At 65.3% G+C, this 24,728-nt stretch carries 21 protein-coding genes and 1 pseudogene; 9 read left to right on the plus strand and 13 right to left on the minus strand.

The window, feature by feature from the left end:
* The first annotated feature begins 14 nt into the window (after nt 1–14).
* The 5 genes from DIR46_RS05885 to DIR46_RS05905 are packed head-to-tail and all read left to right on the plus strand — an operon-like array spanning nt 15 to nt 6,052.
* The gene (locus DIR46_RS05885) at nt 15–518 is read left to right on the plus strand and encodes a formate dehydrogenase subunit gamma (protein ID WP_109344396.1); all 504 of its coding nucleotides are present in this window, start codon (nt 15–17) and stop codon (nt 516–518) included.
* A complete protein-coding gene (locus tag DIR46_RS05890; RefSeq protein ID WP_109344397.1) occupies nt 515–2,074 on the plus strand; it encodes a formate dehydrogenase beta subunit in 1,560 nt (519 codons plus the stop codon). The genes DIR46_RS05885 and DIR46_RS05890 overlap by 4 nt, the downstream gene beginning before the upstream one ends.
* Nucleotides 2,075–2,097: 23 nt before the next feature.
* The gene (gene fdhF, locus DIR46_RS05895) at nt 2,098–4,947 is read left to right on the plus strand and encodes a formate dehydrogenase subunit alpha (RefSeq protein ID WP_109344398.1); all 2,850 of its coding nucleotides are present in this window, start codon (nt 2,098–2,100) and stop codon (nt 4,945–4,947) included.
* Nucleotides 4,944–5,801, plus strand: a complete 858-nt coding sequence (fdhD, locus tag DIR46_RS05900; protein ID WP_205289082.1) for a formate dehydrogenase accessory sulfurtransferase FdhD — start codon at nt 4,944–4,946, stop codon at nt 5,799–5,801. The genes fdhF and fdhD overlap by 4 nt, the downstream gene beginning before the upstream one ends.
* Nucleotides 5,798–6,052, plus strand: a complete 255-nt coding sequence (locus DIR46_RS05905; RefSeq protein WP_109344399.1) for a formate dehydrogenase subunit delta — start codon at nt 5,798–5,800, stop codon at nt 6,050–6,052. Before fdhD ends, DIR46_RS05905 begins: the two co-directional genes overlap by 4 nt.
* A gap of 29 nt (nt 6,053–6,081) precedes the next feature.
* On the opposite strand, the gene DIR46_RS05910 is transcribed toward DIR46_RS05905, so the two are convergent.
* From DIR46_RS05910 to oxc, 3 genes are all read right to left on the minus strand, one after another.
* A complete protein-coding gene (locus DIR46_RS05910; protein ID WP_109344400.1) occupies nt 6,082–6,510 on the minus strand; it encodes a PAS domain-containing protein in 429 nt (142 codons plus the stop codon).
* A gap of 83 nt (nt 6,511–6,593) precedes the next feature.
* On the minus strand, nt 6,594–7,844 hold the full coding sequence (gene frc / locus DIR46_RS05915; RefSeq protein ID WP_109344401.1) for a formyl-CoA transferase: 1,251 nt from the start codon (nt 7,842–7,844) through the stop codon (nt 6,594–6,596).
* Between the two features lie 98 nt (nt 7,845–7,942).
* Complete coding sequence (oxc, locus tag DIR46_RS05920; protein ID WP_109344402.1) at nt 7,943–9,649, minus strand: oxalyl-CoA decarboxylase; 1,707 nt, start codon at nt 9,647–9,649, stop codon at nt 7,943–7,945.
* 143 nt (nt 9,650–9,792) lie between these two features.
* Between oxc and DIR46_RS05925 the strand changes: the two genes are divergently transcribed.
* Nucleotides 9,793–10,401 carry a Crp/Fnr family transcriptional regulator gene (locus tag DIR46_RS05925; protein WP_109344403.1) on the plus strand — a complete coding sequence of 203 codons (609 nt, stop codon included), beginning with the start codon at nt 9,793–9,795 and terminating at the stop codon, nt 10,399–10,401.
* Between the two features lie 136 nt (nt 10,402–10,537).
* Here DIR46_RS05925 and DIR46_RS05930 read toward each other — a convergent pair whose 3' ends face one another.
* The 3 genes from DIR46_RS05930 to DIR46_RS05940 form a co-directional block, all read right to left on the minus strand.
* Nucleotides 10,538–11,557, minus strand: coding sequence for a 2-dehydropantoate 2-reductase (locus tag DIR46_RS05930; RefSeq protein WP_109344404.1), 1,020 nt, complete (start codon nt 11,555–11,557; stop codon nt 10,538–10,540).
* Nucleotides 11,558–11,574: 17 nt separating this feature from the next.
* Nucleotides 11,575–12,342 carry a fumarylacetoacetate hydrolase family protein gene (locus DIR46_RS05935; protein ID WP_109344405.1) on the minus strand — a complete coding sequence of 256 codons (768 nt, stop codon included), beginning with the start codon at nt 12,340–12,342 and terminating at the stop codon, nt 11,575–11,577.
* A 110-nt stretch (nt 12,343–12,452) separates the two neighbouring features.
* Nucleotides 12,453–12,770: an HAD family hydrolase gene (locus tag DIR46_RS05940; protein ID WP_109344406.1), complete on the minus strand. Its 318-nt coding sequence runs from the start codon at nt 12,768–12,770 to the stop codon at nt 12,453–12,455.
* 130 nt (nt 12,771–12,900) lie between these two features.
* Between DIR46_RS05940 and DIR46_RS05945 the strand changes: the two are divergent.
* Both DIR46_RS05945 and DIR46_RS26480 read left to right on the plus strand, forming a co-directional pair.
* A pseudogene (locus DIR46_RS05945) lies at nt 12,901–13,829 on the plus strand (LysR family transcriptional regulator).
* Between the two features lie 184 nt (nt 13,830–14,013).
* A complete protein-coding gene (locus DIR46_RS26480) occupies nt 14,014–14,169 on the plus strand; it encodes a hypothetical protein (protein WP_162819442.1) in 156 nt (51 codons plus the stop codon).
* A 32-nt stretch (nt 14,170–14,201) separates the two neighbouring features.
* On the opposite strand, the gene DIR46_RS05950 is transcribed toward DIR46_RS26480, so the two are convergent.
* From DIR46_RS05950 to gcl, 4 genes are read right to left on the minus strand one after another with little or no spacing between them, the layout of a single operon-like run.
* Complete coding sequence (locus DIR46_RS05950; RefSeq protein ID WP_109344407.1) at nt 14,202–15,134, minus strand: histone deacetylase family protein; 933 nt, start codon at nt 15,132–15,134, stop codon at nt 14,202–14,204.
* Between the two features lie 31 nt (nt 15,135–15,165).
* A complete protein-coding gene (locus DIR46_RS05955; protein WP_109344408.1) occupies nt 15,166–16,053 on the minus strand; it encodes a 2-hydroxy-3-oxopropionate reductase in 888 nt (295 codons plus the stop codon).
* 60 nt (nt 16,054–16,113) lie between these two features.
* Nucleotides 16,114–16,893 (minus strand): hydroxypyruvate isomerase, encoded by a 780-nt coding sequence (gene hyi, locus DIR46_RS05960; protein ID WP_109344409.1) that lies wholly within the window; start codon nt 16,891–16,893, stop codon nt 16,114–16,116.
* 20 nt (nt 16,894–16,913) lie between these two features.
* Entirely contained in the window at nt 16,914–18,656 is a 1,743-nt protein-coding gene (gene gcl / locus DIR46_RS05965) for a glyoxylate carboligase (protein ID WP_109344410.1), read from the minus strand.
* Nucleotides 18,657–18,777: 121 nt separating this feature from the next.
* On the opposite strand from gcl, the gene DIR46_RS05970 reads away from it, so the two are divergent.
* On the plus strand, nt 18,778–19,701 hold the full coding sequence (locus tag DIR46_RS05970; protein WP_109344411.1) for a LysR family transcriptional regulator: 924 nt from the start codon (nt 18,778–18,780) through the stop codon (nt 19,699–19,701).
* Here the strand turns inward: DIR46_RS05970 and frc (DIR46_RS05975) are convergent.
* The 3 genes from frc (DIR46_RS05975) to DIR46_RS05985 form a co-directional block, all read right to left on the minus strand.
* A complete protein-coding gene (gene frc / locus DIR46_RS05975) occupies nt 19,698–20,945 on the minus strand; it encodes a formyl-CoA transferase (protein WP_109344412.1) in 1,248 nt (415 codons plus the stop codon). The two genes, DIR46_RS05970 and frc (DIR46_RS05975), sit on opposite strands and share 4 nt — an antisense overlap.
* A gap of 257 nt (nt 20,946–21,202) precedes the next feature.
* Nucleotides 21,203–22,525, minus strand: a complete 1,323-nt coding sequence (oxlT, locus tag DIR46_RS05980) for an oxalate/formate MFS antiporter (RefSeq protein WP_109344413.1) — start codon at nt 22,523–22,525, stop codon at nt 21,203–21,205.
* Nucleotides 22,526–23,402: 877 nt separating this feature from the next.
* On the minus strand, nt 23,403–24,647 hold the full coding sequence (locus DIR46_RS05985; RefSeq protein ID WP_162819443.1) for a phophatidylserine decarboxylase associated domain-containing protein: 1,245 nt from the start codon (nt 24,645–24,647) through the stop codon (nt 23,403–23,405).
* Nucleotides 24,648–24,728 lie beyond the last annotated feature (81 nt).

Below are 24,728 nucleotides of genomic sequence, written 5' to 3' on the forward strand. Positions count from 1 at the left end.
GAGATGGAGACACCATGAAACAAGACAGCACCGACACGCGCCGCGTCATCGGCGACATCCTCGCACTTCATGCGCACAATGGCCTGCTCGGCCAGGACTTGCTGCTGCCGGTGCTGCACGCGATCCAGGACCGGCTCGGCTTCATCCCGCCCGATGCGGTCGAGGGACTCGCGCAAAGCTTCAACCTGTCGCGCGCCGAGGTCCATGGCGTGATCACCTTCTACCACTACTACAAGACCACGCCGCCGGCGCGCTGCACGGTGCAGGTCTGCCGCGCCGAGGCCTGCCAGAGCATGGGGGGCGACGCCCTGCTGTCGCACGTCAGTCAGGCGCTCGGTTGCGCGCTGCACGCGCATACCGCCGACGGCGGCTTCGCCCTGGAACCCGTCTACTGCCTGGGCCAGTGCGCCACCGCGCCGGCCATCATGATCAACGATGCCGTCCACGCCCGCGTGACGTCGGCGCGTTTCGACAAGCTGATCGCGAAAGTGGCCACCAAGGCCGAGGAGGTCGCATGAGCGTGCGTATCCATGTTCCCGCCGATTCGGCCGCGCTGGCCCTGGGCGCCGACGATGTCGCCAGCGCGATCCGTGGCGAGGCCGCACGGCGCGGCATCGCCATCGACCTTGTGCGCAACGGCACGCGCGGCCTGCTGTACCTCGAACCGCTGGTCGAAGTCGAGACCCCGGACGGGCGCATCGGCTTCGGCAACGTCGACGAAAGCGACGTGGCCGCCCTGTTCGATGCCGGTTTCCACGACGGCCAATCCACGCACCGCCTGTCGCTCGGCCTGGTCGAGCAGATTCCCTACCTGGCCCGCCAGACCCGCCTGACCTTCGCCCGCTGCGGCATCACCGATCCGCTGTCCCTCAGCGACTACGAAGCCCACGGCGGCTACCGTGGCCTGCGCCAGGCCGTGACGATGACGGGCGCCGACATCGTCGCCGCCGTCACCGCCTCCGGCCTGCGCGGACGCGGCGGCGCCGCCTTCCCCACCGGGATCAAGTGGAACACGGTGCTGCGGGCGCCCGGCTTCCAGAAATACATCGTCTGCAATGCCGACGAAGGCGACTCCGGCACCTTCGCCGACCGCATCGTCATGGAAAGCGATCCCTTCGTCCTGATCGAGGGCATGACGATCGCCGGCCTCGCGGTCGGCGCCACCCGCGGCTTCATCTATGTGCGCAGCGAGTATCCGCATGCGATCGCCGCCCTGAATCACGCGATCCAGACGGCCACGTGCGCCGGCCTGCTCGGAGCGAACGTCGCCGGCAGCGGCCGCGCCTTCGAGCTGGAGGTGCGCAAGGGCGCCGGCGCCTACATCTGCGGCGAAGAAACCGCCCTGCTCGAGAGCATCGAGGGCAAGCGCGGCGTGGTGCGCGCCAAGCCGCCCCTGCCCGCGCTGGCCGGCCTGTTCGGCCAGCCGACCGTCATCAACAACGTGCTGTCGCTGGCCTCGGTGCCGGTCATCCTCGACAAGGGGCCGCAGTTCTACCAGGACTTCGGCATGGGCCGCTCGCGCGGCACCCTGCCGGTGCAACTGGCCGGCAATATCAAGAACGGCGGGCTGATCGAACTGGCGTTCGGCGTCACGCTGCGCGAGATCCTGTATGACTACGGCGGCGGCAGCGCCAGCGGCCGTCCGATCAAGGCGGTGCAGGTCGGTGGCCCGCTGGGCGCCTACCTGCCGGCCTCGCAGTGGGACACCCCGCTCGACTACGAGGCCTTCGCCGCCTTGTGGGCGGTGCTGGGCCATGGCGGCATCGTGGTCCACGACGACAGCGCCGACATGGCGAAGCTGGCGCGCTATGCGATGGAATTCTGCGCCGTCGAATCGTGCGGCAAGTGCACGCCCTGCCGCATCGGTTCCACCCGCGGCGTGGAGGTGATCGACAAGATCCGCGCCGGCGCCGAGCGTCCGCAACAGGTGATCCTGCTGCGCAGCCTGTGCGACACCATGCTCAACGGTTCGCTGTGCGCGATGGGCGGCATGACGCCTTACCCGGTGCTGTCGGCGCTAAACCACTTCCCGCAAGACTTCGGCCAGGTGGCCGGCGACGAATTGGCCGCCTGAACGGCTGCCCAGGAGAGAAGGCAATGATCGAAACCATCCTCACCCGCGATTTCGGGACACCGGCGAAAGACATCGACGTCGCCACCGAGATGATCACCCTGACCATCGACGGCGTCCAGGTCACCGTCCCGGCCGGCACCTCGCTGATGCGCGCTGCGGCCGAGAACAGCATCAACATCCCCAAGCTGTGCGCCACCGACAGCCTGGAGCCGTTCGGCTCCTGCCGCCTGTGCCTGGTCGAGATCGAAGGCCGCCGCGGCTATCCTGCTTCCTGCACCACGCCGGCCGAGGCGGGCATGGTGGTGCGCACCCAGACGCCCAAGCTGCAGGAAGTGCGCAAGGGCGTGATGGAGCTGTACATTTCCGACCACCCGCTCGACTGCCTCACCTGCCCCGCCAACGGCAATTGCGAGCTGCAGGACATGGCCGGCGTCACCGGCCTGCGCGAAGTGCGCTACGGCTACGAGGGCGCCAACCACCTCAAGCTCAAGAAGGACGAGAGCAATCCCTATTTCACCTTCGATTCCTCGAAGTGCATCGTGTGCAACCGCTGCGTGCGCGCCTGCGAGGAGACGCAAGGCACCTTCGCACTGACCATCTCGGGCCGCGGCTTCGATTCCCGCGTCTCCGCCGGCCAGAGCGAAGCGTTCATGGAGTCCGAGTGCGTCTCGTGCGGCGCCTGCGTCGAAGCCTGCCCCACCGCCACGCTCACCGAGAAATCGGTCATCTGGCTCGGCCAGGCCGAGCACAGCATCACCACCACCTGCGCCTATTGCGGCGTCGGTTGCTCGCTCAAGGCGGAAATGAAAGGCAACGAGGTGGTGCGCATGGTGCCGGACCGGGACGGCAAGGCCAACGAGGGCCATGCCTGCGTCAAGGGCCGCTTCGCCTGGGGCTATGCCACCCACAAGGACCGCATCCTGAAACCCATGATCCGCGCCAGGATCACCGACCCGTGGAAGGAAGTGTCGTGGGACGAGGCCCTCGACTACGCGGCGTCGGAGTTCAAGCGCATCCAGGCCAAGCACGGCAGGGATTCGATCGGCGGCATCGTCTCTTCGCGTTGCACCAACGAAGAAGGCTATCTGGTGCAGAAGCTGGTGCGCGCCGCCTTCGGCAACAACAACGTCGACACCTGCGCCCGCGTGTGCCACTCCCCGACCGGCTACGGGCTGAAAACGACCCTGGGCGAATCGGCCGGCACCCAGACCTTCAAGTCCGTCGAAAAAGCCGACGTGATCCTGGTCATCGGCGCCAATCCGACCGACGGCCACCCGGTGTTCGCCTCGCGCATGAAGAAGCGCCTGCGCCAGGGCGCGCGCCTGATCGTCATCGATCCGCGCCGCATCGACCTGGTCAAGTCGCCGCACACCCGCGCCGATTACCACCTGCAGCTGCGGCCGGGCACCAACGTCGCGATGATCAGCGCGCTGGCCCACGTGATCGTGACCGAAGGCCTGATGGCCAACGACTTCATCACCGAGCGCTGCGACCTGCGCGCCTTCGCGCAGTGGCGCGCCTTCGTCGCCCAGCCCGAGAATTCGCCGGAAGCGATGGAAGCGATCACCGGCGTGCCGGCGCAGCAGGTGCGCGACGCCGCCCGCCTGTATGCGCTGGGCGGCAACGGCGCGATCTTCTACGGCCTCGGCGTGACCGAACACGCGCAGGGTTCCACCGCCGTCATGGGCATCGCCAACCTGGCCATGGTCACCGGCAACGTCGGCCGCGCCGGGGTGGGCGTCAATCCGCTGCGCGGACAGAACAATGTGCAGGGTTCCTGCGATATCGGCTCCTTCCCCCACGAGCTGCCGGGCTACCGCCACGTCTCGGACACCACCGTGCGCACCCTGTTCGAGCAGGCCTGGGGCGTGCCGCTGCAGGCCGAGCCGGGGCTGCGCATCCCGAACATGTTCGAGGCCGCCCTCGACGGCAGCTTCATGGGCCTGTATTGCCAGGGCGAGGACATCGTCCAGTCCGACCCCAACACCCAGCACGTCACCGCGGCGCTCGAAGCCATGGAGTGCATCGTGGTGCAGGACATCTTCCTGAACGAGACGGCCAAGTACGCCCACGTGCTGCTGCCCGGTTCCTCGTTCCTGGAAAAGGACGGCACCTTCACCAATGCCGAACGCCGTATCTCGCGCGTGCGCAAGGTGATGCCGCCACGGGCCGGCTATGCCGACTGGGAAGTCACCGTCGCGCTGTCGAACCGGCTGGGGTATCCGATGAACTACCGCCACCCGTCCGAGATCATGGACGAGATCGCGCGCCTGACGCCGACCTTCAGCGGCGTCAGCTACCGGCGCCTCGATGAACTGGGCAGCATCCAGTGGCCATGCAACGACGAGGCGCCGGAAGGCACGCCGACCATGCACGTCGACGGCTTCGTGCGCGGCAAGGGCCGCTTCATCATCACCCAGTACGTCGCCACCGACGAGAAGGTGACGCGCAAGTATCCGCTGATCCTGACCACCGGCCGCATCCTGTCGCAGTACAACGTCGGCGCGCAGACGCGGCGCACCGAGAACGTGCGCTGGCATGCCGAAGACCGCCTCGAGATCCATCCGCACGATGCCCAGGAGCGCGGCATCGAGGACGGCCAGTGGGTCGGCATCCACAGCCGCGCCGGCGAGACCGTGCTGCGGGCGATGATCACCGAGCGCATGCAGCCGGGCGTGGTCTACACCACCTTCCACTTCCCCGAATCGGGCGCCAACGTCATCACCACCGAGAATTCCGACTGGGCCACCAACTGCCCCGAATACAAGGTCACGGCGGTGCAGGTGATGCCGGTCCAGCAGCAGTCGGACTGGCAGCTCGAGTATGCCCGCTTCAACCAGATGCAGCTGGGCCTGGCGGAGCCGGTCGCATGATGGACGCCCTCGACATGGATGCGCACGCCAAGGTGCAGGAGCCCTTCCAGTACTTCCCGAGCGCCTGCATGACCGTCGCCCGCACGCACGGCGGCCAGTTGCGCGGCACGCAGGACGAGCTGGCCGAGGAAGTACCGGTGGCGCTCGAGTACAACGGCGTCTCGCACGCGGTGATGCTGGCCACGCCCGCCGACCTCGAGGAGTTTGCGCTCGGCTTCTCCCTGAGCGAAGGCATCGTCGCCTCGCCCGCCGAATGCTATGGCGTGGAGATCGAACACGCTGCAAGCGGCATCACCGCCCACATCGACCTCGCCGCCGGCGCCTTCATGCGTCTCAAGGAGCGGCGGCGCAGCCTGGCGGGCCGTACCGGCTGCGGCCTGTGCGGCGTCGACAGCCTGGCCCAGGTGGTGCGGCCCCTTCCCTGGCTGGCGCCGACGCGGGCGCTGTCCGGCCCGGCGATCCGGCGCGCCCTGCTCGATGCCAGGGCCCAGCAGCCGCTCAACCGCATCACCGGCGCCACCCATGCGGCCATCTGGTGCGGCCGGGACGGCAGGCCGCGCGCGGCCTTCGAGGACGTCGGCCGCCACAACGCGCTCGACAAGCTGATCGGCGGCCTGTACCTGGCCGGGGCCGACCTGAGCGACGGCTTTTGCCTGATCACCAGCCGCGCCAGCGTCGAGATGGTGCAGAAGGCCGCCACCGTCGGCATCGCCGCCATGGTGGCCATTTCGGCCCCTACCGCCCTCGCCGTCCGTACCGCACTCGGTTGCGGGCTGACCCTGGTCGCCTTTGCCCGCGGCGACGACTTCGTCGCCTACGCCCACGGCGCCAACATCGCAATGGAATCCGCATGAACATCGACAACCTGGTCACGATGGCCAACCAGATCGGCACCTTCTTCGCGTCCTATCCGGATCCCCGGGAAGGCCGCACCGAAATCGCCAACCACCTGCAGCGCTTCTGGGCGCCGCGCATGCGCAGCCGGCTGTTCTCGCACATCGACGAGACCGAGGGCGAGGGACTCAATCCGATGGTGATCGAAGCGTTGCTGGAGCACCGGCGCGACCATATGCCGCCTCCGCCGCCGGGTGGCGACGCCGGCTGATCACGTGGGGTGCAGGCCCCACCATCCGGTCAAGCCTGCGCCGTCTCGAGCTGCGCCAACCTCGCGCGCAGCTTGCGTTCTTCACTCCATCGTTCGGTCTCGTCGCGCACCAGGGCGACGATCGCCGACACTTCCCCACCCGGCCCATGCAATAGCGCCACCGTAAACGCGATCGACAGGGGTTTACCTTCCTTGTGCAGCGCCGGCACGCGCAGGATGTCGCTGCCGTAGCGCGTCTGGCCGGTGGCCATGGTCTTGTCATAGCCGCCCCAGTGCCGCTGGCGCTGGCGCTCGGGGATGATCAGGTCGAGCGACTGCCCGATGGCCTCGTTTTCGCTGAAGCCGAAGATGCGCGTGGCCGCGGCGTTCCAGTACGTGATGTTACCTTTCGCATCACAGACGACGACGCCGTCGCCCAGCGCCTGCAGCAGTTGTTGGAAATCGATGTTGGCTTGCATGGTCATGCCTCCCCATAAAAAAAGATGCGCGTCGCAACTCGCCGACGCGCACCGAATCCCACCCTATCCAGCCAGGCCCGTGGTCACACCACCCGCTTCTCGTGCAGCGCCGCGATCTCCCTGGTGCTGTAGCCCAGGCCTTCCAGCACCTCATCGGTGTGCTCGCCCAGCAGCGGCGAACCCTTGATCTCGACCTTCATGTCCGAGAACTTGATGGGGCTGCCCACGGTCAGGTAGGTGCCCCGCTCCTTGTGCTCGACCTCGGCGATCGTGCCGCTGGCGCGCAGCGATGGATCGGCGGCGATCTCCTTCATCGACAGCACCGGCGAGCAGGGAATGTCGTACTTGCGCAGGATGTCGACCGCCTCGAACTTGGTCTTGTCCTTCAGCCATTCCTCGATCGTCCCGAAAATGTCGAAGATCTTGTCCTGGCGCGCGATGGCGGTCATGTAGGCCGGGTCGTCGATCCACTCTTCCTTGCCGATCGCCTTGCAGATCGGCGCCCAGGCATGGCCCTGGATGGTGAAGTAGATATAGGCGTTGGGATCGGTCTCCCAGCCCTTGCACTTGAGCACCCAGCCCGGCTGGCCGCCGCCGCCGGCATTGCCGCCACGCGGCACGACGTCGGAGAATTTGCCGTGCGGGTATTGCGGATACTCTTCCAGGTAGCCGACCCGGTCCAGGCGCTGCTGGTCGCGCAATTTCACACGGCACAGATTCAGCACGCTGTCCTGCATCGACACCGCCACTTTCTGGCCCTTGCCGGTGGTGTCGCGCGCACGCAGGGCGGTCAGGATGCCGATCGCCAGGTGCATGCCGGTATTGCTGTCGCCCAGGGCGGCCGCGCTGACGGTCGGTGGGCCGTCGTCGAAGCCGGTGGTCGAGGCAGCGCCGCCGGCGCACTGCGCCACGTTTTCATAGACCTTCAGGTCCTCGTAGTGGTGGCCGTCGCTGAAGCCCTTCACCGACGCGACGATCATGCCCGGGTTCAGTTCCTTGATGTGCTCCCAGGTAAAGCCCATGCGGTCGAGCGCGCCCGGACCGAAGTTCTCGACCAGCACGTCCGACTCCTTGATCAGCTTGGTCAGGATTTCCTTTCCTTCGGGCGTCTTGGTGTCGAGCGTCAGCGACCGTTTATTGCTGTTCAGCATAGTGAAATACAGGGCGTCGACGCCGGGAATGTCGCGCAGCTGCGAGCGCGTGACGTCGCCCGCGCCGGGACGCTCGACCTTGATCACGTCGGCGCCGAACCAGGCCAGCAGCTGGGTGCAGGCGGGGCCGGCCTGGACGTGGGTGAAGTCGATGATCTTGATGCCTTCGAGTGGTTTGCTCATAATGTCAGTCTCCTTTATTCAGTCGATATTGCGGGCTCCACCGGCAGCCTCGTGGGCGCCGGCGGTCATGCGTGTCGCTTCGCTGTACTACGGATCGGTCACTTTTTCGCGTTGCTCTGCGGATTCAGATTGGTCAGGCGTCCGCTCTCGGTGCCGGCGGTCTCGTCGATCACGGCATTGATCAGGGCGGGCTTGCCGGCGGCGATCGCCTCGCTCAGCGCCCTGGTCAGCTCTTCCGGGCTGGTCACGTGGTAGCCGATGCCGCCGAAGGCCTCGATCATCTTGTCGTAGCGGGCGTTCTTGACGAACACGGTCGGCGCGACATCCTTGCCGCCGGTCGGGTTGACGTCGGTGCCGCGGTAGACGCCGTTGTTGTTGAAGATGATGGTCGTCACCGGCAGCTCGTAGCGGCAGATGGTCTCGAGCTCCATGCCGGAAAAACCGAAGGCGCTATCGCCTTCGATCGCGACCACCGGCTTGCCGCTGACGACGGCCGCGCCGATCGCATAGCCCATGCCGATGCCCATGATGCCCCAGGTGCCGGAGTCGAAACGCTTGCGCGGCTGGTACTGGTCGACGATGCTGCGCGCATAGTCCAGGGTATTGGCGCCCTCGTTCACCAGGTTGATGTCCGGATGCTGCTTGAGCACGTCGCGGATGGCGCGCAGGGCGGTGTGGAAGTTCATCGGCGCCACGTCGCGGTTGAGCAGCGCCGCCATCTTGGCCGTGTTCTGCTCCTTGCGCTCGGCGATCGGGCCCAGCCATTCGGCGTCCGGCCTGGCGATGCCGGCGCCGTCCAGGCCGTCGAGCAGGGCCGCCACGCAGGAGCCGATGTCGCCGATCAGCGGCGCGGCGATCGCCACGTTGCTGTCGATCTCGGTCGGCGAGATGTCGATCTGGACGAACTGCTTCGGCTTGCCCCAGGTCTTGCCCTTGCCGTGGGCCAGCAGCCAGTTGAGGCGCGCGCCGATCAGCACCACCACGTCGGCTTCGGCCAGCACGTAGGAGCGGGCCGCCGAAGCCGATTGGGGATGCGTGTCCGGCAACAGGCCCTTGGCCATCGACATCGGCAGGTAGGGAATGCCGGTGCGCTCGACCAGCGCGCGGATGTCGTCGTCGGCCTGCGCATAGGCGGCGCCCTTGCCGAGCAGGATCAGCGGCTTCTTCGCGCCCTTGAGCAGCGCCAGCGCGCGCTGCACCGAGTCCGGGGCCGGCAGCTGGCGCGGCACCGGGTCGACCACCTTGATCAGGGACCGCTTGGCGTGGCCGGCCTCGATGGTCTGCGCCAGCAGCTGGGCCGGCAGGTCGAGATAGACGCCGCCCGGGCGGCCCGAGACGGCGGCGCGAATCGCCCGCGCCACGCCGACGCCGATGTCCTCGGCCTTGTTGATGCGGTAGGACGCCTTGGCGTAGGGCTTGGCCGCGTTCAGCTGGTCCATTTCTTCATAGTCGCCCTGCTGCAGGTCGACGATCTCGCGCTCGCTCGAGCCCGAGATCAGGATCATCGGGAAGCAGTTGGTGGTGGCGTTGGCCAGCGCCGTCAGGCCGTTGAGGAAGCCCGGCGCCGAGACCGTCAGGCAGATACCGGGTTTCTGGGTCATGTACCCGGCGATTGCCGCGGCATTGCCGGCGTTCTGTTCATGACGAAAGCCGATGAAACGCATCCCTTCGGCCTGCGCCAGGCGCGCCAGGTCGGTAATCGGAATGCCGACCAGGCCGAAGATCGTATCGATGTCGTTGTGTTTCAGGGCATCGATTACCAGGTGGAAGCCGTCGGTCACGTCTACCGATACGTGGTTAGTCATTGCTGTCTCCAGTTATTGTCGATCCGGGCAGAACGCGGTGTGTATCGCCCGCAAACCATCATAGCCAGCACGCCTGATTTGTCTCATTGACCATGGTCAATTTTGGCCGCATGATGCGAAAATCTCGCTAAACGGCCGCGTTCATGACGACTATTGCAAATCACTCGGAACGAAACATCATTCGTCTGCAGTTAAAGCAGAATGTGGTACTCAAGGAATTGCGCGACAGCGAAATGGCGGCGCTCGAGCCGTATCTCACGATCGAGAACCACCAGAAGGGCGACCTGCTGATGAACCAGGGCGTGCACGAGATGTCGCAGTACTTCATCCTGGACGGCATCCTCAAGCGCCAGGTCTCCAACCAGGAAGCCAAGGAGATGATCCTGCGCTTCTCGGCGGAACGGGACATCGAGACCAGCTACGCCGCCTGGTGCCTCAAGACGCCGACGCCGTTCAGCATCGCCTGCGTCACCAAGGTGCGGGTGGCGCGCATGCCGCTGCCGCAGTGGGTCGATTACCTGGCAAGTCACAGCACCGTGAAGCAGGCCTTCGAGTACGAGGTCATGAACCTGATGAGCGCGATCATGGCGCACACCATCACGCTGCATCTGCTCGATGCGCCGGGCCGGGTCCACCGCTTCATGCGCAAGCATCCCGACCTGTTCGAACGGCTGCCCAAGAAGGAACTGGCGGCGTACCTGAACCTGTCGCCGGAGACCTTGAGTCGCTTGAAGAATCGGGGGAAGATCTGACAGTCAGGCGAAGCTGTTTCCTTCGTTTGCGCGAAAACGTCGCCCCCGCGAAGGCGGGGCCTAAGTTTGCAAGCGTTTCGGCAGCGCAAGCAGAACTTGGGCCCCCGCCTCCGCGGGGGCGACGTGCTGATTGCAACTAAGCTGTCGTCACCGCCCTCTGCAGCTTGACCCCACCACCCTCCTCGGTCATGGTCTGCTCCAGCAGCTTCACCAGCGCATACGCCGAATCGATATGCGGCGTCGGCGTGCCGGTCATGCGCGCCAGTTCGATCACCGACCCGACCAGGGCATCGATCTCCGGCCCCCGGCCCGCCTCCACGTCCTGCAGCATCGAGGTCTTGTGCTTGCCGATCTGCGCCGCGCCCTCGATCCGCCGGTCCAGGGTCACGCGGAAGGTGATGCCCAATTTGGTCGCCACCGCTTCCGCCTCGCGCATCATCTCCGCCGCCAGTTCGCGCGTGAGCGGGTATTGGCAGATGTCGACCAGGGTCGAGTGCGCCAGCGCGCTGATCGGATTGAAGCTGACGTTGCCCCATAGCTTGAGCCAGATCTCGGCGCGGATATTGTCGAGCACCGGCGACTTGAAGCCGGCGTTCTGGAAGCAGGCCGATACCGCAGCCACCCGCTCGCTCGCCGTACCGTCCAGTTCCCCCAGCGGGAAGCGCACGCCTTCGATGTGCCGGATGACGCCCGGCGCCACCAGTTCGGCGGCCGGATAGACCACGCAGCCGAGCACCCGCTCCGGTGGAATCCGGCGCGCCAACTCGCCGCCGGCGTCGACGCTGTGCACGGTGCGCCCGTCGAACTCGCCGCCATGGCGGTGGAAATACCAGAACGGTATGCCGTTCTGCATCGTCACGACCACGGTGCGCGGACCGAACAGCTTGCCGATCTGGGCCGATACCCCATCGACCTGGTGCGCCTTGAGGGCCAGGATCACCAGGTCCTGCTCGCCGGCTGCGTCATAATCGTCCGTCGCGCGCACCTGCGAGGCGACCCTCTCCTCCCCGTCCATCTCGATGAGCTTGATGCCCTTCGTGCGGATCGCCGCCAGATTGGCCCCCCGCACGATGAACGTCACCTCCTCGCCCGCCAGCGCCAACCTGGCGCCGACGAGGCCGCCAATAGCCCCCGCTCCAATTACTGCGATCTTCATGACCCACCCCTTGTCGTTTACTCGAACCGATTGATGAGCTTTCCGATGCCGTCGATCTCTACCTCGATCGTGCTGCCCGGCCGCATCGAGCCGACGCCGACCGACGTCCCGCACAGCAGGAGGTCGCCCGGCTCAAGTGTCATGTCCTGGGAAATCCGGCTGACCAGTTCGGCCACCGAAAACACCATGTCGTTGATCGGATAATCCTGGCGCACCTCGCCGTTCAGGGTCGTGCGCACCACCAGCATTGCCGGGTTGAGCCCGGTGGCGATCACCGGGCCGAACGGGCAAAAGGTGTCGAAGCCCTTGGCGCGCACCCACTGGGGAAAGGTCGGATCGCGCCCGATGATCTCGCCCACGGTGACGTCGTTGGCACAGGTGTAGCCGAACACGTAGTCGTGCGCCTCCTCGACCGGGACCGCGGTGCAGCGACGGCCGATCACGATCGCCAGCTCGCCCTCGAACGCCACCTTGCCCTCACACAGCGGCTTGCGGATCGTGCCGCCCGGCGCCAGGTGGGAGGTCGACGGCTTCATCAGGTAGAGCGGCTCGGCGGGCGGCGCCAGGCCCAGCTTCTGGCCGAGCGCGTGAAAGTTGTTCCACATCGCCAGGACCTTGCCCGGTACGCTCGGCGTGAGCACCTCGACCTCGTTCAGGTTCACCGCCATGTCGGTCCGTCGCGGGCTGTCGAACATATCGCCCTTGAAGATCCGGATCTTGTCGCCCTCGAGCGTGCCAAAACGTACGGTGTCGAGGTGTTGGAAGCGTATCCAGTGTCGGATCATGGGAAGTCTCTCGTACGTCGGGTCGGTGGATGCTCTGATTGTGGAAGAACGAAATCCGTATATCCTTGACCACGGTTAAGATTCGAAAATCTCAACCGTGCCGCCCGGGGCTACGCCCCGATCTGCCGCTGCTGCAGCGCGGACCAGTCGATGAAGGCTGCCGGATTGCAGCCGGCGGCGCTCAGCTGCGCCTGGCAGCGTTCCTTGGCGGCCAGGATCGCCTCGACCAGGAAATCCGCGTCGTGCGCGCTCAGGAGGTGGGATTGATGCCGCGCCAGATAATCGCGCAGGCCCGTACGGTCATCGGCGCCGGCGACCGCGTTCGCGTAGAGTCCGGTATCCCAGACCCAGCTCAGTCCCAGTTCATGAAACGCCGCGTTATAGGCATTGCACTCGGCATCGATGTTGCTGCTGCAGGTCGTCGTCATGGCAGTCTCCAGGTGGGTGGTTGCGGTCGAGCTGTCTTGAAACCATCGTAGTCGAACAAAATCATGAGTAATAGTGAAAGTTTTTAGGGATAATCATTAACGACTGCGTATACATGGGTGGGGAGAACCGATGAAGAACGCGACATTGCGTCAACTGAAAGTCTTCGAGACGGTCGCGCGCCGCCTCAGTTTTTCGCGCGCCGCCGAGGAACTGCACCTGACCCAGCCGGCCGTGTCGACGCAGATCCGCACGCTCGAGGGCCACGTCGGCATGCCCTTGTTCGAACAGCTGGGAAAGAAGATCTACCTGACCCAGGCGGGCGACGAGCTGCTGCACTTCTGCCGCGCCATCATCCAGCAGTTCGACGAAGCGGAAGATGCGATGGCGCAACTCAAGGGAATCGCCGGCGGCAAGCTGAACGTGGCCGTGATCAGTGCCGGCGACTATTTCTTTCCGCAGCTAATGGTCGCTTTCGCGCGCCAGCATCCGGGCGTGCAGCTGAACCTGACGGTGCACAACCGCGAGGAATTGCTGGACAAGCTGGCGGCGAACCGCACCGACCTGGCCGTGATGGTGCGGCCACCTGCCGATCTCGACACGCAGAACGATGCCTTCGCCCCCCATCCCTACGTGATCGTGGCTGCGCCCGACCACCCCTGGCTGATGGACGCGATCGCATCTCGATGACCGATCTGATCGGTCACCCGTTCGTGATCCGCGAACCGGGCTCCGATACCTGGTTCTCGATGCAGGACGCCTTCGGCCCCCGCCTGGATCAACTGAAGGTCGCCATGGAGATCAAGAGCACCGAGACGATCAAGCAGGCGGTGATCGCCGGGATCGGACTGGGTTTCCTGTCGTTTCATACGATCGCCCGCGAACTGGCCGCGGGCAGTCTGGTGGTGCTGGAGGTCGAAGGGTTTCCCTTGATGCTCAACTGGTATGTCGTGCATCGGAGAGAGAAGCGCCTGCCTCCGGTGGCGCGGGCGTTCCGTCAGTTCCTGCTGGACGAAGGCTACGCCCGGATCGCCGCGCTGATTCCGTCACCCGGATCCTGATCCTGTGGCGGCCCAGCCACGCGCGGCGAACAGGCGGATCACCGTAGAGATCACGGAAAAATGCCGGTTCTCATAGAGCAACATTCACATGCAGCATAACTGGTATCAGCACTCGAAATTGGAAGCGCCGGCAGGTAGTCCCTATATTTACTGCATCGCACAAACCAACTTTCAGGAGCCAGTCATGATCAACGCACCAGCCGGAACCACTTTCGCAGCCCCGTCGCACTCGCTGCTGTCGCTCATCGTCGCCTTCCTCACGCTCAACCTGCGCGAGAAGCTCGAGCCAGGCTACACCGGCCAGGATTCGGACCCGGCCTACTACGGTTGCGGCCTGTAATCTTCCGGGGCTAGCCCCCGGCGCAACACCCTTCAGCGCTGCAGCAGCGCACGTACGTGCGCCGCGCTGCCGCCCAGCAGCCCTTCGGCGCTGTAGCCGCCTTCGAGGATCGACACGATCCTGCCCTCGCACACCTCCCCTGCGATCTCCATCACTTCGCGCGTAATCCAGGCGTAATCCTCGTCTTCCAGGGTCATATTGGCCAGGGGATCGCAGTGGTGCGCGTCGAACCCGGCCGAGATCACGATCAGCTGTGGCGCGAAGCGCCGCAAGGCGGGCAGCAGCTCGCTCTTCACGGCGGCGCGAAACAGCGTCGAGCCGGCGCCCGGCGGCAGCGGCAGGTTGACGATATTGCCGCTGGCACCCGTCTCGTGTTCCGCACCGGTTCCCGGATACAGCGGCGACTGATGGGTCGAACCAAAGAATAGTTGTGGGCGGTGGAAGAATGCCGCTTGCGTTCCGTTGCCGTGGTGGACGTCGAAATCGACGACGGCGACGCGCTGCAGGCCATGCGCGTCGAGGGCGTAGGCCGCGGCGATGGCGGCCTGGTTGAAGATGCAGAAGCCCATCGCCCGCTCCGGCTCGGCGTGATGGCCGCAGGGCCGGGTCGCGCAGAAGACGTTGGCGGCCTCCCCCGCCACCACCGCATCGACCCCGGCGCAGGCGGCGCCGACGCAGCGCATCACCGCCTCCCAGGTGCCGCGCGACATCAGCGTGTCGCCGCCGTCCAGCGCCACCAGGCCGCTGCGCGGCGCCGCGGCGGCGATCGCGTCGACATACTCCTCGCCGTGCACCAGCAGCACCTGCCCGCGCGTGCCGAGCGGCGCCTCGCGCCAGGCCAGTTGCGAAAATTCGGGCTGGCGCAGCGCCTTCATCACCACGTGCAGGCGCTGCGGCGATTCGGGATGGCCCGGCCCGGGCTCGTGCGCCAGGCAGGCCGGATGATGAAACACCCAGGTATCCATATGATTCCCCCGATGGCGGAAGGCAGCCGCGTCAGGCGGTGGCGATGGCGTGGTTCGACATCCGCTCGATCGCCTGGCACAGCGCCGAATGATCGAGCTGGGCCATGCCGTGGGCGGCGCAGGAATTCATCAGCTCCTGGGCGCTGGCCGTATTCGGCAGCGAAAGGCCGAGGCTTTTCGCACCCTGCAGCGCCAGGTTCAGGTCCTTCTGGTGCAGCTCGATACGGAAGCCCGGCGCGAAGGTGCGCTTGACCATGCGCTCGCCGTGCACTTCCAGGATGCGCGAGGCGGCGAAGCCGCCCATCAGCGCCTGCCTGACCCTGGCCGGGTCGGCGCCCGCCTTCGAGGCGAACAGCAGCGCCTCCGCCACGGCCTGGATGTTGAGCGCGACGATGATCTGGTTCGCCACCTTGGTGGTCTGGCCATCGCCGTTGCCGCCCACCAGCGTGATGTTCTTTCCCATCAGCTCGAACAGCGGCCTGGCCCGGTCGAACGCCTCTTGCCCTCCACCGACCATGATGGTGAGCGTCGCGGCGCGCGCCCCCACCTCGCCGCCCGACACCGGCGCGTCGAGGTAGTCGCACTGGCGCTTGTTGATCTTTTTCGCGAATTCCTTGGTGGCCATCGGCGAGATCGAACTCATGTCGATCACGATCTTGCCGGGGGTAAGCCCGGCCGCCACGCCCTCGGCGCCGAACAGCACTTCTTCCACGTGCGGGGTGTCGGGCACCATCACGATGATGATGTCGGCGCGCTTGGCCACCTCGGTGGCGTTGGTGCAGACCGTGGCGCCGCCCTCGATCAGCGCCAGCGGCGGATTTTTCAGGTCGTGCAGGTACAGCTTGCAGCCGCCTTCCTGCAGCTTGGTGGCCATGGGGCCGCCCATGATGCCAAGGCCGATGAATCCTACTTTCGTCATGATGGTCTCCAGGTGTGTTGTCGTGCGAAGCGCTTCACGCGCTGTCACTGCGGGCCCTGATCAAAGGCCGTGCTCGCCGATCCAGTGCAGGCCCTGCGCGGTGCCGGCCCTGGGCTTGTACTCGCAACCCACCCAGCCGTCATAGCCGATCTCATCGAGCATGCCGAGCAGATAGCGGTAATTGATCTCGCCCGTGCCCGGCTCGAAGCGGCCAGGATTGTCGGCCAGCTGGATGTGGCGGATCAGGCCGAGGTTGGCCTTGATCGTCGCCGCCAGTTCGCCCTCCATGCGCTGCATGTGATAGATGTCGTACTGCAGGAACAGATTGTCGGAGCCGGCCGCGTGGATGAGGTCCAGCGCCTGGCGCGTACCATGCAGGAAGAATCCCGGGATATCGAAGGTGTTGATCGGTTCGATCAGGAGGCGGATTCCCTCGCCTTTGAGCTTGCCGGCGGCGAACCCGAGGTTCGACACCAGCGTGGACCAGGCCTCCTCCGGCGCGACGCCGGGCGGCACGATGCCCGCCAGGCAGTTGAGCTGCTTGACGCCCAGCCCCTTGGCATACGCGATCGCCGCGCCGACGCCGTCCTGGAACTCCGCTTCGCGTCCCGGATGGCAGGCGATGCCGCGCTCGCCGCCGGCCCAGTCCCCGGCCGGCAGGTTGTGCAGCACGAGTTCGAGGCGGTGTGCGTCGAGCCGGGCGGCGATGTCCTCCACCCGGTACGCGTAGGGGAACAGGAATTCGACGCCGCGAAAGCCCGCCCTGGCGGCGTGCTCGAAGCGGTCGAGGAAATCGACTTCGTTGAACAGCATGGTCAGGTTGGCGGCAAGTCTGGTCATCTCGGTCTCCTGTGCTGGCGTTATTCGACATCGAGGACGTCGTTGAACTCGTTGAGCGCGTCGATCTCCGTGCCCATCGCGATGTTGGTGACGCGCTCGAGGATGATCTCGACCACCACCGGCACGCCGTACTGCTGCATCAGCGCGCGGGCGCGCTCGAAGGCGGGGATGATGTCATCGGGCCGGAACACCCTGAGCGCCTTGCAGCCCAGGCCCTCGACCACGGCGACGTGATCGACGCCATACCCTTCCAGCTCGGGCGCATTGACGTTCTCGAACGCCAGCTGGACGCAGTAGTCCATCTCGAAGCCGCGCTGGGCCTGGCGGATCAGGCCGAGGTAGGCGTTGTTTACCAGGACGTGGATGTACGGCAGCTTGAACTGCGCCGCCACCGCCAGCTCCTCGATCAGGAACTGGAAATCGTAGTCGCCCGAGATGGCGACGATGTCGGCGTCGGGATCGGCCACGCGCACGCCGAGCGCCGCCGGGATGGTCCAGCCCAGCGGGCCGGCCTGGCCGCAGTTGATCCAGTGGCGCGGGTGGTTCACATGCAGGAACTGGGCGGCGGCGATCTGCGACAGGCCGATGCTGGCCACGTAGCGCACGTCGCGTCCAAAATAGGCGTTCATCTCGTGGTAGACGCGCAAGGGGTTGACCGGCACGGTGTCGAAGTCGCTCTTGCGCAGCATGGTGCGCTTGCGCTCCTGGCATTCTTCGAGCCATTCGGTGCGGTCCTGCAGGCGTCCGCTCGCGCGCCATTCGCGCGCCACCTCCACCAGCAGTGCGAGCGCGGCCTTCGCGTCGGACACGATGCCGAGATCCGGACCGAACACGCGCCCGATCTGGGTCGGTTCGATATCGATGTGCACGAAGGTGCGGTCCTTGGTGAACACCTCGATGCCGCCGGTATGGCGGTTGGCCCAGCGGTTGCCGATGCCCATCACGAAATCGGAAGCCAGCAAGGTCGCATTGCCGTAGCGGTGGCTGGTCTGCAGGCCGGCCATGCCCGCCATCTGCGGATGGTCGTCGGGGATCGATCCCCATCCCATCAGGGTCGGGATGACGGGCACGCCCGTGATCTCCGCGAACTCCACCAGCAGCGCCGAGGCGTCGGCATTGATGATGCCGCCGCCGGCGGTGATCAAGGGGCGGCGCGCCGCGTTCAGCATGTCGAGCGCCTTCTCGACCTGGGCGCGGGTCGCCTGCGGCTTGTGCAGCGCCAGCGGCGCATAGGTGTCGCCGTCGAACTCGATCTGCGCCATCTGGACGTCGATCGGCAGGTCGATCAGCACCGGGCCGGGCCGGCCGGAGCGCATCAGGTGGAAGGCCTGCTGGAACACGCGCGGCACCAGGGCCGGCTCGCGCACCGTGACGGCCCACTTGGTCACGGGCCTCGCGATCGACTCGATGTCGACCGCCTGGAAGTCTTCCTTGTACAGGCGGGCGCGCGGCGCCTGGCCGGTAATGCAAAGAATAGGTATCGAATCGGCTTGCGCCGAATAGAGGCCCGTGATCATGTCGGTGCCGGCCGGCCCGGAGGTGCCGATGCACACGCCCAGGTTGCCGGCCCTGGCCCGGGTATAGCCTTCGGCCATGTGCGAGGCGCCTTCGACGTGGCGCGCCAGGTAGTGGCGGATGCTGTCGCGCTTGCGCAGCGCTGCGTAGAAGGGATTGATCGCGGCGCCGGGCACGCCGAAGGCGACCTCGATGCCCTCTTTTTCCATCACCAGCACCGCTGCCTCTGCTGCTGTCATCCTTGCCATTCCAACCTCCAGGCTCATGAACGCACGATTGCGATGACCTTATGCTAGAGCGTCGCGGCGCCGATGATAAGAACACAAAAAGTAGGTGTATTCGATCTCTGGAGTATGGAATACTGGAGGCATGGACAAGGTCAAACAGATGTGGGCCTTCGTCGACGCCGTCGACAAGGGCAGCCTGGCGCGCGCCGCGCTGGGGCAGAACATCACGCCGGTCATGCTGGGGCGCCGCATCGATGCGCTCGAACGCCGGCTGGGCGTCAAGCTGCTGCACCGGACCACGCGCCACCTGACGCTGACCGAGTCGGGGTCGGTATTCCTCGAGCATTGCCGCAGGCTGCTGGCCGACATCGACCTGGCCGAGACCATCGTCTCCGAAGGACGCGACCAGGCCAGCGGGCACCTGATCGTGTCGGCGCCGGCTGCCTTCGGACGGCTGCACGTGGCGCCGCACGCGCCGGCCTACCTGGCGGCCAATCCGAACGTGCAGATCTCGTTCAACCTCACCGACCACGTGGTCGACCTGGTGCGCGAAGGCTATGAGCTGGGGATCAGGATCGGCGGCGTGCTCGATCCGAGTTTCGTCGCGGTGCGGCTGGCAACCAACCGCCGGGTGGTGTGCGGCACCCCGGATTATTTCGCGCGCTGCGGCGTCCCGCGCACGCTGGAGGAGCTGGCGCAGCACAACTGCCTCGCCTTCAATCTGCAGGGCGGGCAGCAGCGCGGCTGGTACTTCCAGAAGGACGGCAAGCCGGTGACCGTCAAGGTGGACGGCAACCTCGATTGCAACGACGGCGAATTGCTGCACCGCTGGGCCAGCGAAGGACTGGGGCTGGCCTGGCGGTCGACCTGGGAGATCCAGGCGCAGCTGGCGAGCGGCGAACTGGTCACGGTGCTCGACGAGTACGCGCTGCCCGACTACGACATCATGGCGGTCTACATGCAGCAGCGCCACCTGCCGGCGCGGGTACGCAGCTTCATCGACACCCTCAAGGCGGTCTATGCCCAGCCCGGATACTGGACCCGGCCAGGCATGAGCCGGCCCTAAATCACCCGTTCGTCGCGCAGCAGCGCGATCTGCTCGCGCGAATAGCCCAGGTCGGCCAGCACTTCATCGGTATGCTCGCCCAGCAGGGGCGAACGGCGCACCTCGGTCGGGCTGTCGGACAGCTTGATCGGATTGCCCACGCTGAGGTAGGGGCCGCGCTCGGGATGATCGACTTCGACGATCGTGCCGGTGGCGCGCAACGACGGTTCCTGGGCGATTTCCTTCATCGACAGGATCGGGCCGCAAGGGATATCGTATTTATTCAGGATATCCATCGCCTCGAACTTGGTGAGCGTGGTGCTCCACTCCTCCACCGTGGCGAAGATCGACATCAGGCGCGGCAGGCGCGCCTTCGGGGTCGCGTAATCGGGGTCTGTGATCCACTCCTCGCGCCCGATCAGCTTGCACACCGCGGGCCAGACCTGGGCCTGCGCGATGAAATAGATGTACGCGTTCGGATCGCTCTCCCAGCCCTTGCACTTGAGGATCCAGCCGGGTTGCCCGCCGCCCGAGGCATTGCCGGCGCGCGGGACCGACTCGCCGAACTGGCCGTCGGCGAACTGCGGATATTCTTCCATGACGCCGTTGCGCTCGAGGCGCTGCTGGTCGCGCAGCTTGACCCGGCACAGGTTCAGCACCGCATCCTGCATCGAGGTAAGCACCTTCTGGCCGCGGCCCGTGCTGTTGCGCTGGTAGAGCGCGGTGACGATGCCCAGCGCCAGGTGCAGGCCGCTGCCGCTGTCGCCGATCTGGGCGCCGCTGACCATCGGCGGGCCATCGTCGAAACCGGTGGTGGCCGCCGCGCCGCCGGTGCACTGGGCCACGTTTTCATAGACCTTGCAGTGCTCGTAGGGGCCGGGACCGAAACCCTTGACCGAGGCCACGATCATGCGGGGATTCAGCTGCTGGATACGCTCCCAGGAAAAGCCCATCCGATCGAGCGCGCCGGGCGCGAAATTCTCGACCAGCACGTCGCAGTGCTTGATCAGCGTCTCCAGCACTTCCTTGCCGGCCGGCCGCTTGGCGTCGAGCGTCATGGAGCGCTTGTTATGGTTGAGCATGGTGAAATACAGGCTGTCCACGCCCGCGATGTCGCGCAACTGGCTGCGTGTCGCATCGCCCTCGCCGGCGCGCTCGACCTTGATGACGTCGGCCCCGAACCAGGCCAGCAACTGGGTGCAGGTCGGTCCGGACTGGACATGGGTGAAATCGAGGATGCGAACGCCTTCCAGTGCCTTGCCCATACCAGTTTCCTCCGAAGATTTAACTCAGCCATTGCATTCTGCTCCCGGCAGCGCATTCGTGCACGCTGCACTGCACACTTCACCCATCGGCGCGTGGGAACAAAACGCCGTTTGATCTTAACGAGACGCACCGGACGAGCTCAATGACCGCAGTCAAGATTCATGAAATGACGTTTTAACATCGAAACCGCGCCGCCCAGGCAAGAAAAACGGGCTTCCGAAGAAGCCCGTTTCCCTGTCATGCCGCACCGGGGCTGTCAGGCAGGCAAAGGCCCCTTCCCGACCGCGTTTTCTTCCGCGTAGCGACTCCTGGAGTAGCTGACGTGATTGCGCAGCACCGGCCGCAGCACGGTAATCGCCAGCAGCGCCGCAGTCAGGTCCATGATGGCCACCGTGTACAGGACGGTCGACCAGGTGCCGGTCGCCTCCATCATCAGGTTGCCGACCGGGACGAACAGCGCGCCGATACCTTTCGCGGTGTACAGCACCCCGTAGATCTTGCCGATGTGCTTGGTGCCGAAGGCATCGCCGGCCAGCGCCGAGAACAGCGAGTACACCTCGCCCCAGGCCAGGAACACGACGCCGGACAGGATCAGGAAGGCATACGGATTGTGGCCGAAGTAGCCGAGCGCGATGATGCCGCAGCCTTCGAGCGTGAACGCGATGACCATGGTCTTCTCGCGGCCGATGTGGTCCGAGATCCAGCCGAACAGCGGCCGCGAGACGCCGTTCATGATCCGGTCGAGCATCAGCGCCAGCGGCAAGGCGGCCATCACGAAGAAGTGCAGGTCGACCTGGAATTCCTTCACGCCGAGATCCTGCGCGATCACGCCCAGCTGCGCCACCGCCATCATGCCGCCGGTGACCACCAGCACGAACATCACCAGCATCAGCCAGAACAGCTTGGTGTTCAGCGCTTCCTTGAGCGTGTAGTCATGCGTCGATTGCACCAGCTTGCTCGACTTCTTGACTTCGGCCGCTGTTGGCGAGCGCAGGAACCAGGCGGCGACGAAGGCCAGGGTGCCTTGCAGGATGCCGAAGAACAGGAAGGTCTGCTGGAAGCCCGACGACTCGATCATGGCCGCGATCGGCAGGATCGTGGCGGCCGAACCGGCGCCATACCCACCCGCGGTGAGGCCGACGGCCAGGCCGCGGCGATCCGGGAACCACTTGATCGCGTTATTGATGCAAGTGGCGTAGATCGAGCCCACGCCGATACCGCCGACGGCCGCACCCGCATAGAACCCGGCCAGGGTGGTGGCTTGCGAATTGATGATCCAGGCCAGGCCGATGAAGATGGCGCCGAAGGCGACCATCATGCGGGGACCGAATTTATCGATGAAGTAGCCTTCGAGCGGCGCGAGCCAGGTCTGGACGATGACGAACAGCGTGAACGCGACCTGGATGCTAGCCCGCGACCAGCCGAACTCACCCTGGATTTCTGGAACGAACAGGGTCCACGCATACTGGATGTTCGCCGTGGCGATCATGCAGACGACGCCGACGGCGAGCTGGAACCAGCGCGTATTGCCGGACGCCGGTTGATGGGGCTGAAGCGCGGCTGCCGATGAATTATGCATTTGGCGCTCCTTGATCGGTGAGGTGTTGTTGTTTCAGACCTGCAGACGGATATGCGGGCGCCGGGGGCACCTGCCTGGTTATGGTTTCCAGCATTTTCATGTCTCCACTTTTTTTGGTGTGATGTGCATGCTCCACGTCGAGTCCTGGACCCGCGCGCCAACCCCTACGCCTTTTCTAGTTAAATCAAGCTCATTGAATAGTTAAAGCACCCTGCCATCAAAAAGGACGTCGGCATGCTCCTGGCGGCCGAACTGCCTACCAGGCGAGACAGCCGCTCGATACAGTTCTCCAACAGTGCTCTTCGGATTGTGAATGTGCGCTATTGCCGCTCTCCTCTTTGTGCAAGATTGCTGCCTGGACGACCGCAAAGGTATTGCGCTCCCTGCTTTCACTTCAGCGCCCGGGAGGCGCCGTTGCATCGGGGTTAATCAAAACAGTGAAAGTGAGATGATGTTGCTGGAGCCGATTTCGAGAATCATTGACCGCGGTTATGTTTTGAGATTTTTGAGAACCGGCAGTCGAAGGCTTGGCATGTGGTGCACCCGCCGTACTGACGCGGGACAAGCCGCGCCGCGTGACATGGCGTTCGCCGTGCGAGGTGCAGGCGAACCTTGATGGAGAAGTGATGGTCGACTGGCAGCCTGCCGCTGATCCGTTCCGGGTAGTTGGAATGTGTCGGATGAACATTTGGCCGCCGTGCAGTATGTGGTAGGCAGGAGCAGAAGATGCGCTACCGGATCTGCGCCGGTGAGGCATCGATTTTTCTGATCGAAACCTGAAGTTATCGTCAGAAAGTAATCCGATTATTACAGATATTTTTCTGTATAGACATTTATTTCCAGGCAACACTGGATTGAAATTTATTTTAAGAAATTTTTATTTACTGAATCCAATATTTAAGTCGGTCGGTGACGACTTTCCGACGTACCAGGCGCCGAGCTGCGCACCAATCAACACCGAACCCCGCGACCGGCGCACGGCGTCGGCATTCAGGAAGATCAGTTCCTTGCCGGGCGGTTTCTCGAAAAAAAGCGCGAAAGAGACACCGCCGCCGCTGAACATCCCCATTTCCTGGCCCTTGCGCACCCGCGCGCCGCGCCGCACGGCCGGATCGAACACGATGCCGGACGCCGCACGCGTGCCCGTCGGGATGCAGCACACATGGCCATGGTCGGCGGTCCTGATCACGATCACCCCGCTGGCGAAGCCGCCGGGAATGGTGAACGGGTCGAACAGGACTTCGCCATGCACGGGCGCCCACCAGCGCTGGAAGTCATACGGCCCCAGCGTCGTCTGGAACACCCGGCCGCCCTCGAACAGCTCGACCAGCCGGTAACGGTCGACCAGCGCCTGCTGCTGGGGCGCGCTCGTCGCAAGGAGATCGGCCAGCGTGCAATGCCTGCTCCCGAAGCGGAATGCGTCCGCGCGTGCCGGTGCGCCATCGGTCGGGCAGGCGACGGTCCGGTTCGAATCCGGATCGGCGACGGGACGTGCCAGCGCGGGATCGTCGAAGGGTCGGGTCAGGAAGGCATTCCAGCTGTTCCAGTAGGGCGGCGCGCCGGCATCCTTGCGCCACAAGGAGAAGCGGTATCGCTCCTTCACCGCCGCCGACAGCCACTGTTCGCCATCGACACGGAAGCCCACGTTCGAGGCCGGGCTGTCCAGGAAGGCATGCCAGTCGTTCAGGATGTTCGACGCCAGGAGCTTGACGACTGGATGCCTGAACAAGGCGGCGCCGCTCGCGGTCCGGCCGATATCCGCCAGGAAGGCGGAAAACGGCAGGCCGATCAATTCGCCCTCGACGAAGCCCGGCGCATGGGTGAGCATCGTGTTGAAACCATGCAGCAAGGCGTCGACATCCTGGATGCGCGGAGAATGCGTACCGACGCTGGCCAGGCATTCGGCGCAGGCCTTGTCGGCCAGGCGGCGGACGTCTTCGTTGTCCTCGATGTAGGTGGCCAGCGCCTGCACCGATGGCGCCAGCGGCATCCTTCCGGCGCCCAGCACGCGTTCGACATACCTCCGCATGCCGGCACTGCCATGGCGGGGGAGCCAGCCGCCGTGCGGATCGCCCGAACCGGGGTGGATGTCGGATTGCGCGTCATGCGGTGCGGTCGTCACTGCGTATCTCTCGGATGATCAAAACAGAAAGATCACCTTTTTAACCGCCGTTCGATCGCGCCCGTTTGACATCGATCAGTC

This window comes from Massilia oculi (assembly GCF_003143515.1).
GTDB lineage: Bacteria > Pseudomonadota > Gammaproteobacteria > Burkholderiales > Burkholderiaceae_D > Telluria > Telluria oculi.

What these genes read in the sequence shown, in the direction of transcription:
- DIR46_RS26480 (WP_162819442.1), top strand. Translation starts at nt 14,014, where the DNA reads ATGATCAACGCACCAGCCGGAACCACTTTCGCAGCCCCGTCGCACTCG.
- DIR46_RS05930 (WP_109344404.1), bottom strand. Translation starts at nt 11,557, where the DNA reads ATGAAGATCGCAGTAATTGGAGCGGGGGCTATTGGCGGCCTCGTCGGC.
- fdhD (WP_205289082.1), top strand. Translation starts at nt 4,944, where the DNA reads ATGATGGACGCCCTCGACATGGATGCGCACGCCAAGGTGCAGGAGCCC.
- fdhF (WP_109344398.1), top strand. Translation starts at nt 2,098, where the DNA reads ATGATCGAAACCATCCTCACCCGCGATTTCGGGACACCGGCGAAAGAC.
- DIR46_RS05910 (WP_109344400.1), bottom strand. Translation starts at nt 6,510, where the DNA reads ATGCAAGCCAACATCGATTTCCAACAACTGCTGCAGGCGCTGGGCGAC.
- oxlT (WP_109344413.1), bottom strand. Translation starts at nt 22,525, where the DNA reads ATGCATAATTCATCGGCAGCCGCGCTTCAGCCCCATCAACCGGCGTCC.
- DIR46_RS05970 (WP_109344411.1), top strand. Translation starts at nt 18,778, where the DNA reads ATGGACAAGGTCAAACAGATGTGGGCCTTCGTCGACGCCGTCGACAAG.
- gcl (WP_109344410.1), bottom strand. Translation starts at nt 18,656, where the DNA reads ATGGCAAGGATGACAGCAGCAGAGGCAGCGGTGCTGGTGATGGAAAAA.
- hyi (WP_109344409.1), bottom strand. Translation starts at nt 16,893, where the DNA reads ATGACCAGACTTGCCGCCAACCTGACCATGCTGTTCAACGAAGTCGAT.
- DIR46_RS05935 (WP_109344405.1), bottom strand. Translation starts at nt 12,342, where the DNA reads ATGATCCGACACTGGATACGCTTCCAACACCTCGACACCGTACGTTTT.
- DIR46_RS05885 (WP_109344396.1), top strand. Translation starts at nt 15, where the DNA reads ATGAAACAAGACAGCACCGACACGCGCCGCGTCATCGGCGACATCCTC.
- frc (WP_109344401.1), bottom strand. Translation starts at nt 7,844, where the DNA reads ATGAGCAAACCACTCGAAGGCATCAAGATCATCGACTTCACCCACGTC.
- DIR46_RS05890 (WP_109344397.1), top strand. Translation starts at nt 515, where the DNA reads ATGAGCGTGCGTATCCATGTTCCCGCCGATTCGGCCGCGCTGGCCCTG.
- oxc (WP_109344402.1), bottom strand. Translation starts at nt 9,649, where the DNA reads ATGACTAACCACGTATCGGTAGACGTGACCGACGGCTTCCACCTGGTA.
- DIR46_RS05940 (WP_109344406.1), bottom strand. Translation starts at nt 12,770, where the DNA reads ATGACGACGACCTGCAGCAGCAACATCGATGCCGAGTGCAATGCCTAT.
- DIR46_RS05905 (WP_109344399.1), top strand. Translation starts at nt 5,798, where the DNA reads ATGAACATCGACAACCTGGTCACGATGGCCAACCAGATCGGCACCTTC.
- frc (WP_109344412.1), bottom strand. Translation starts at nt 20,945, where the DNA reads ATGGGCAAGGCACTGGAAGGCGTTCGCATCCTCGATTTCACCCATGTC.
- DIR46_RS05955 (WP_109344408.1), bottom strand. Translation starts at nt 16,053, where the DNA reads ATGACGAAAGTAGGATTCATCGGCCTTGGCATCATGGGCGGCCCCATG.
- DIR46_RS05925 (WP_109344403.1), top strand. Translation starts at nt 9,793, where the DNA reads ATGACGACTATTGCAAATCACTCGGAACGAAACATCATTCGTCTGCAG.
- DIR46_RS05950 (WP_109344407.1), bottom strand. Translation starts at nt 15,134, where the DNA reads ATGGATACCTGGGTGTTTCATCATCCGGCCTGCCTGGCGCACGAGCCC.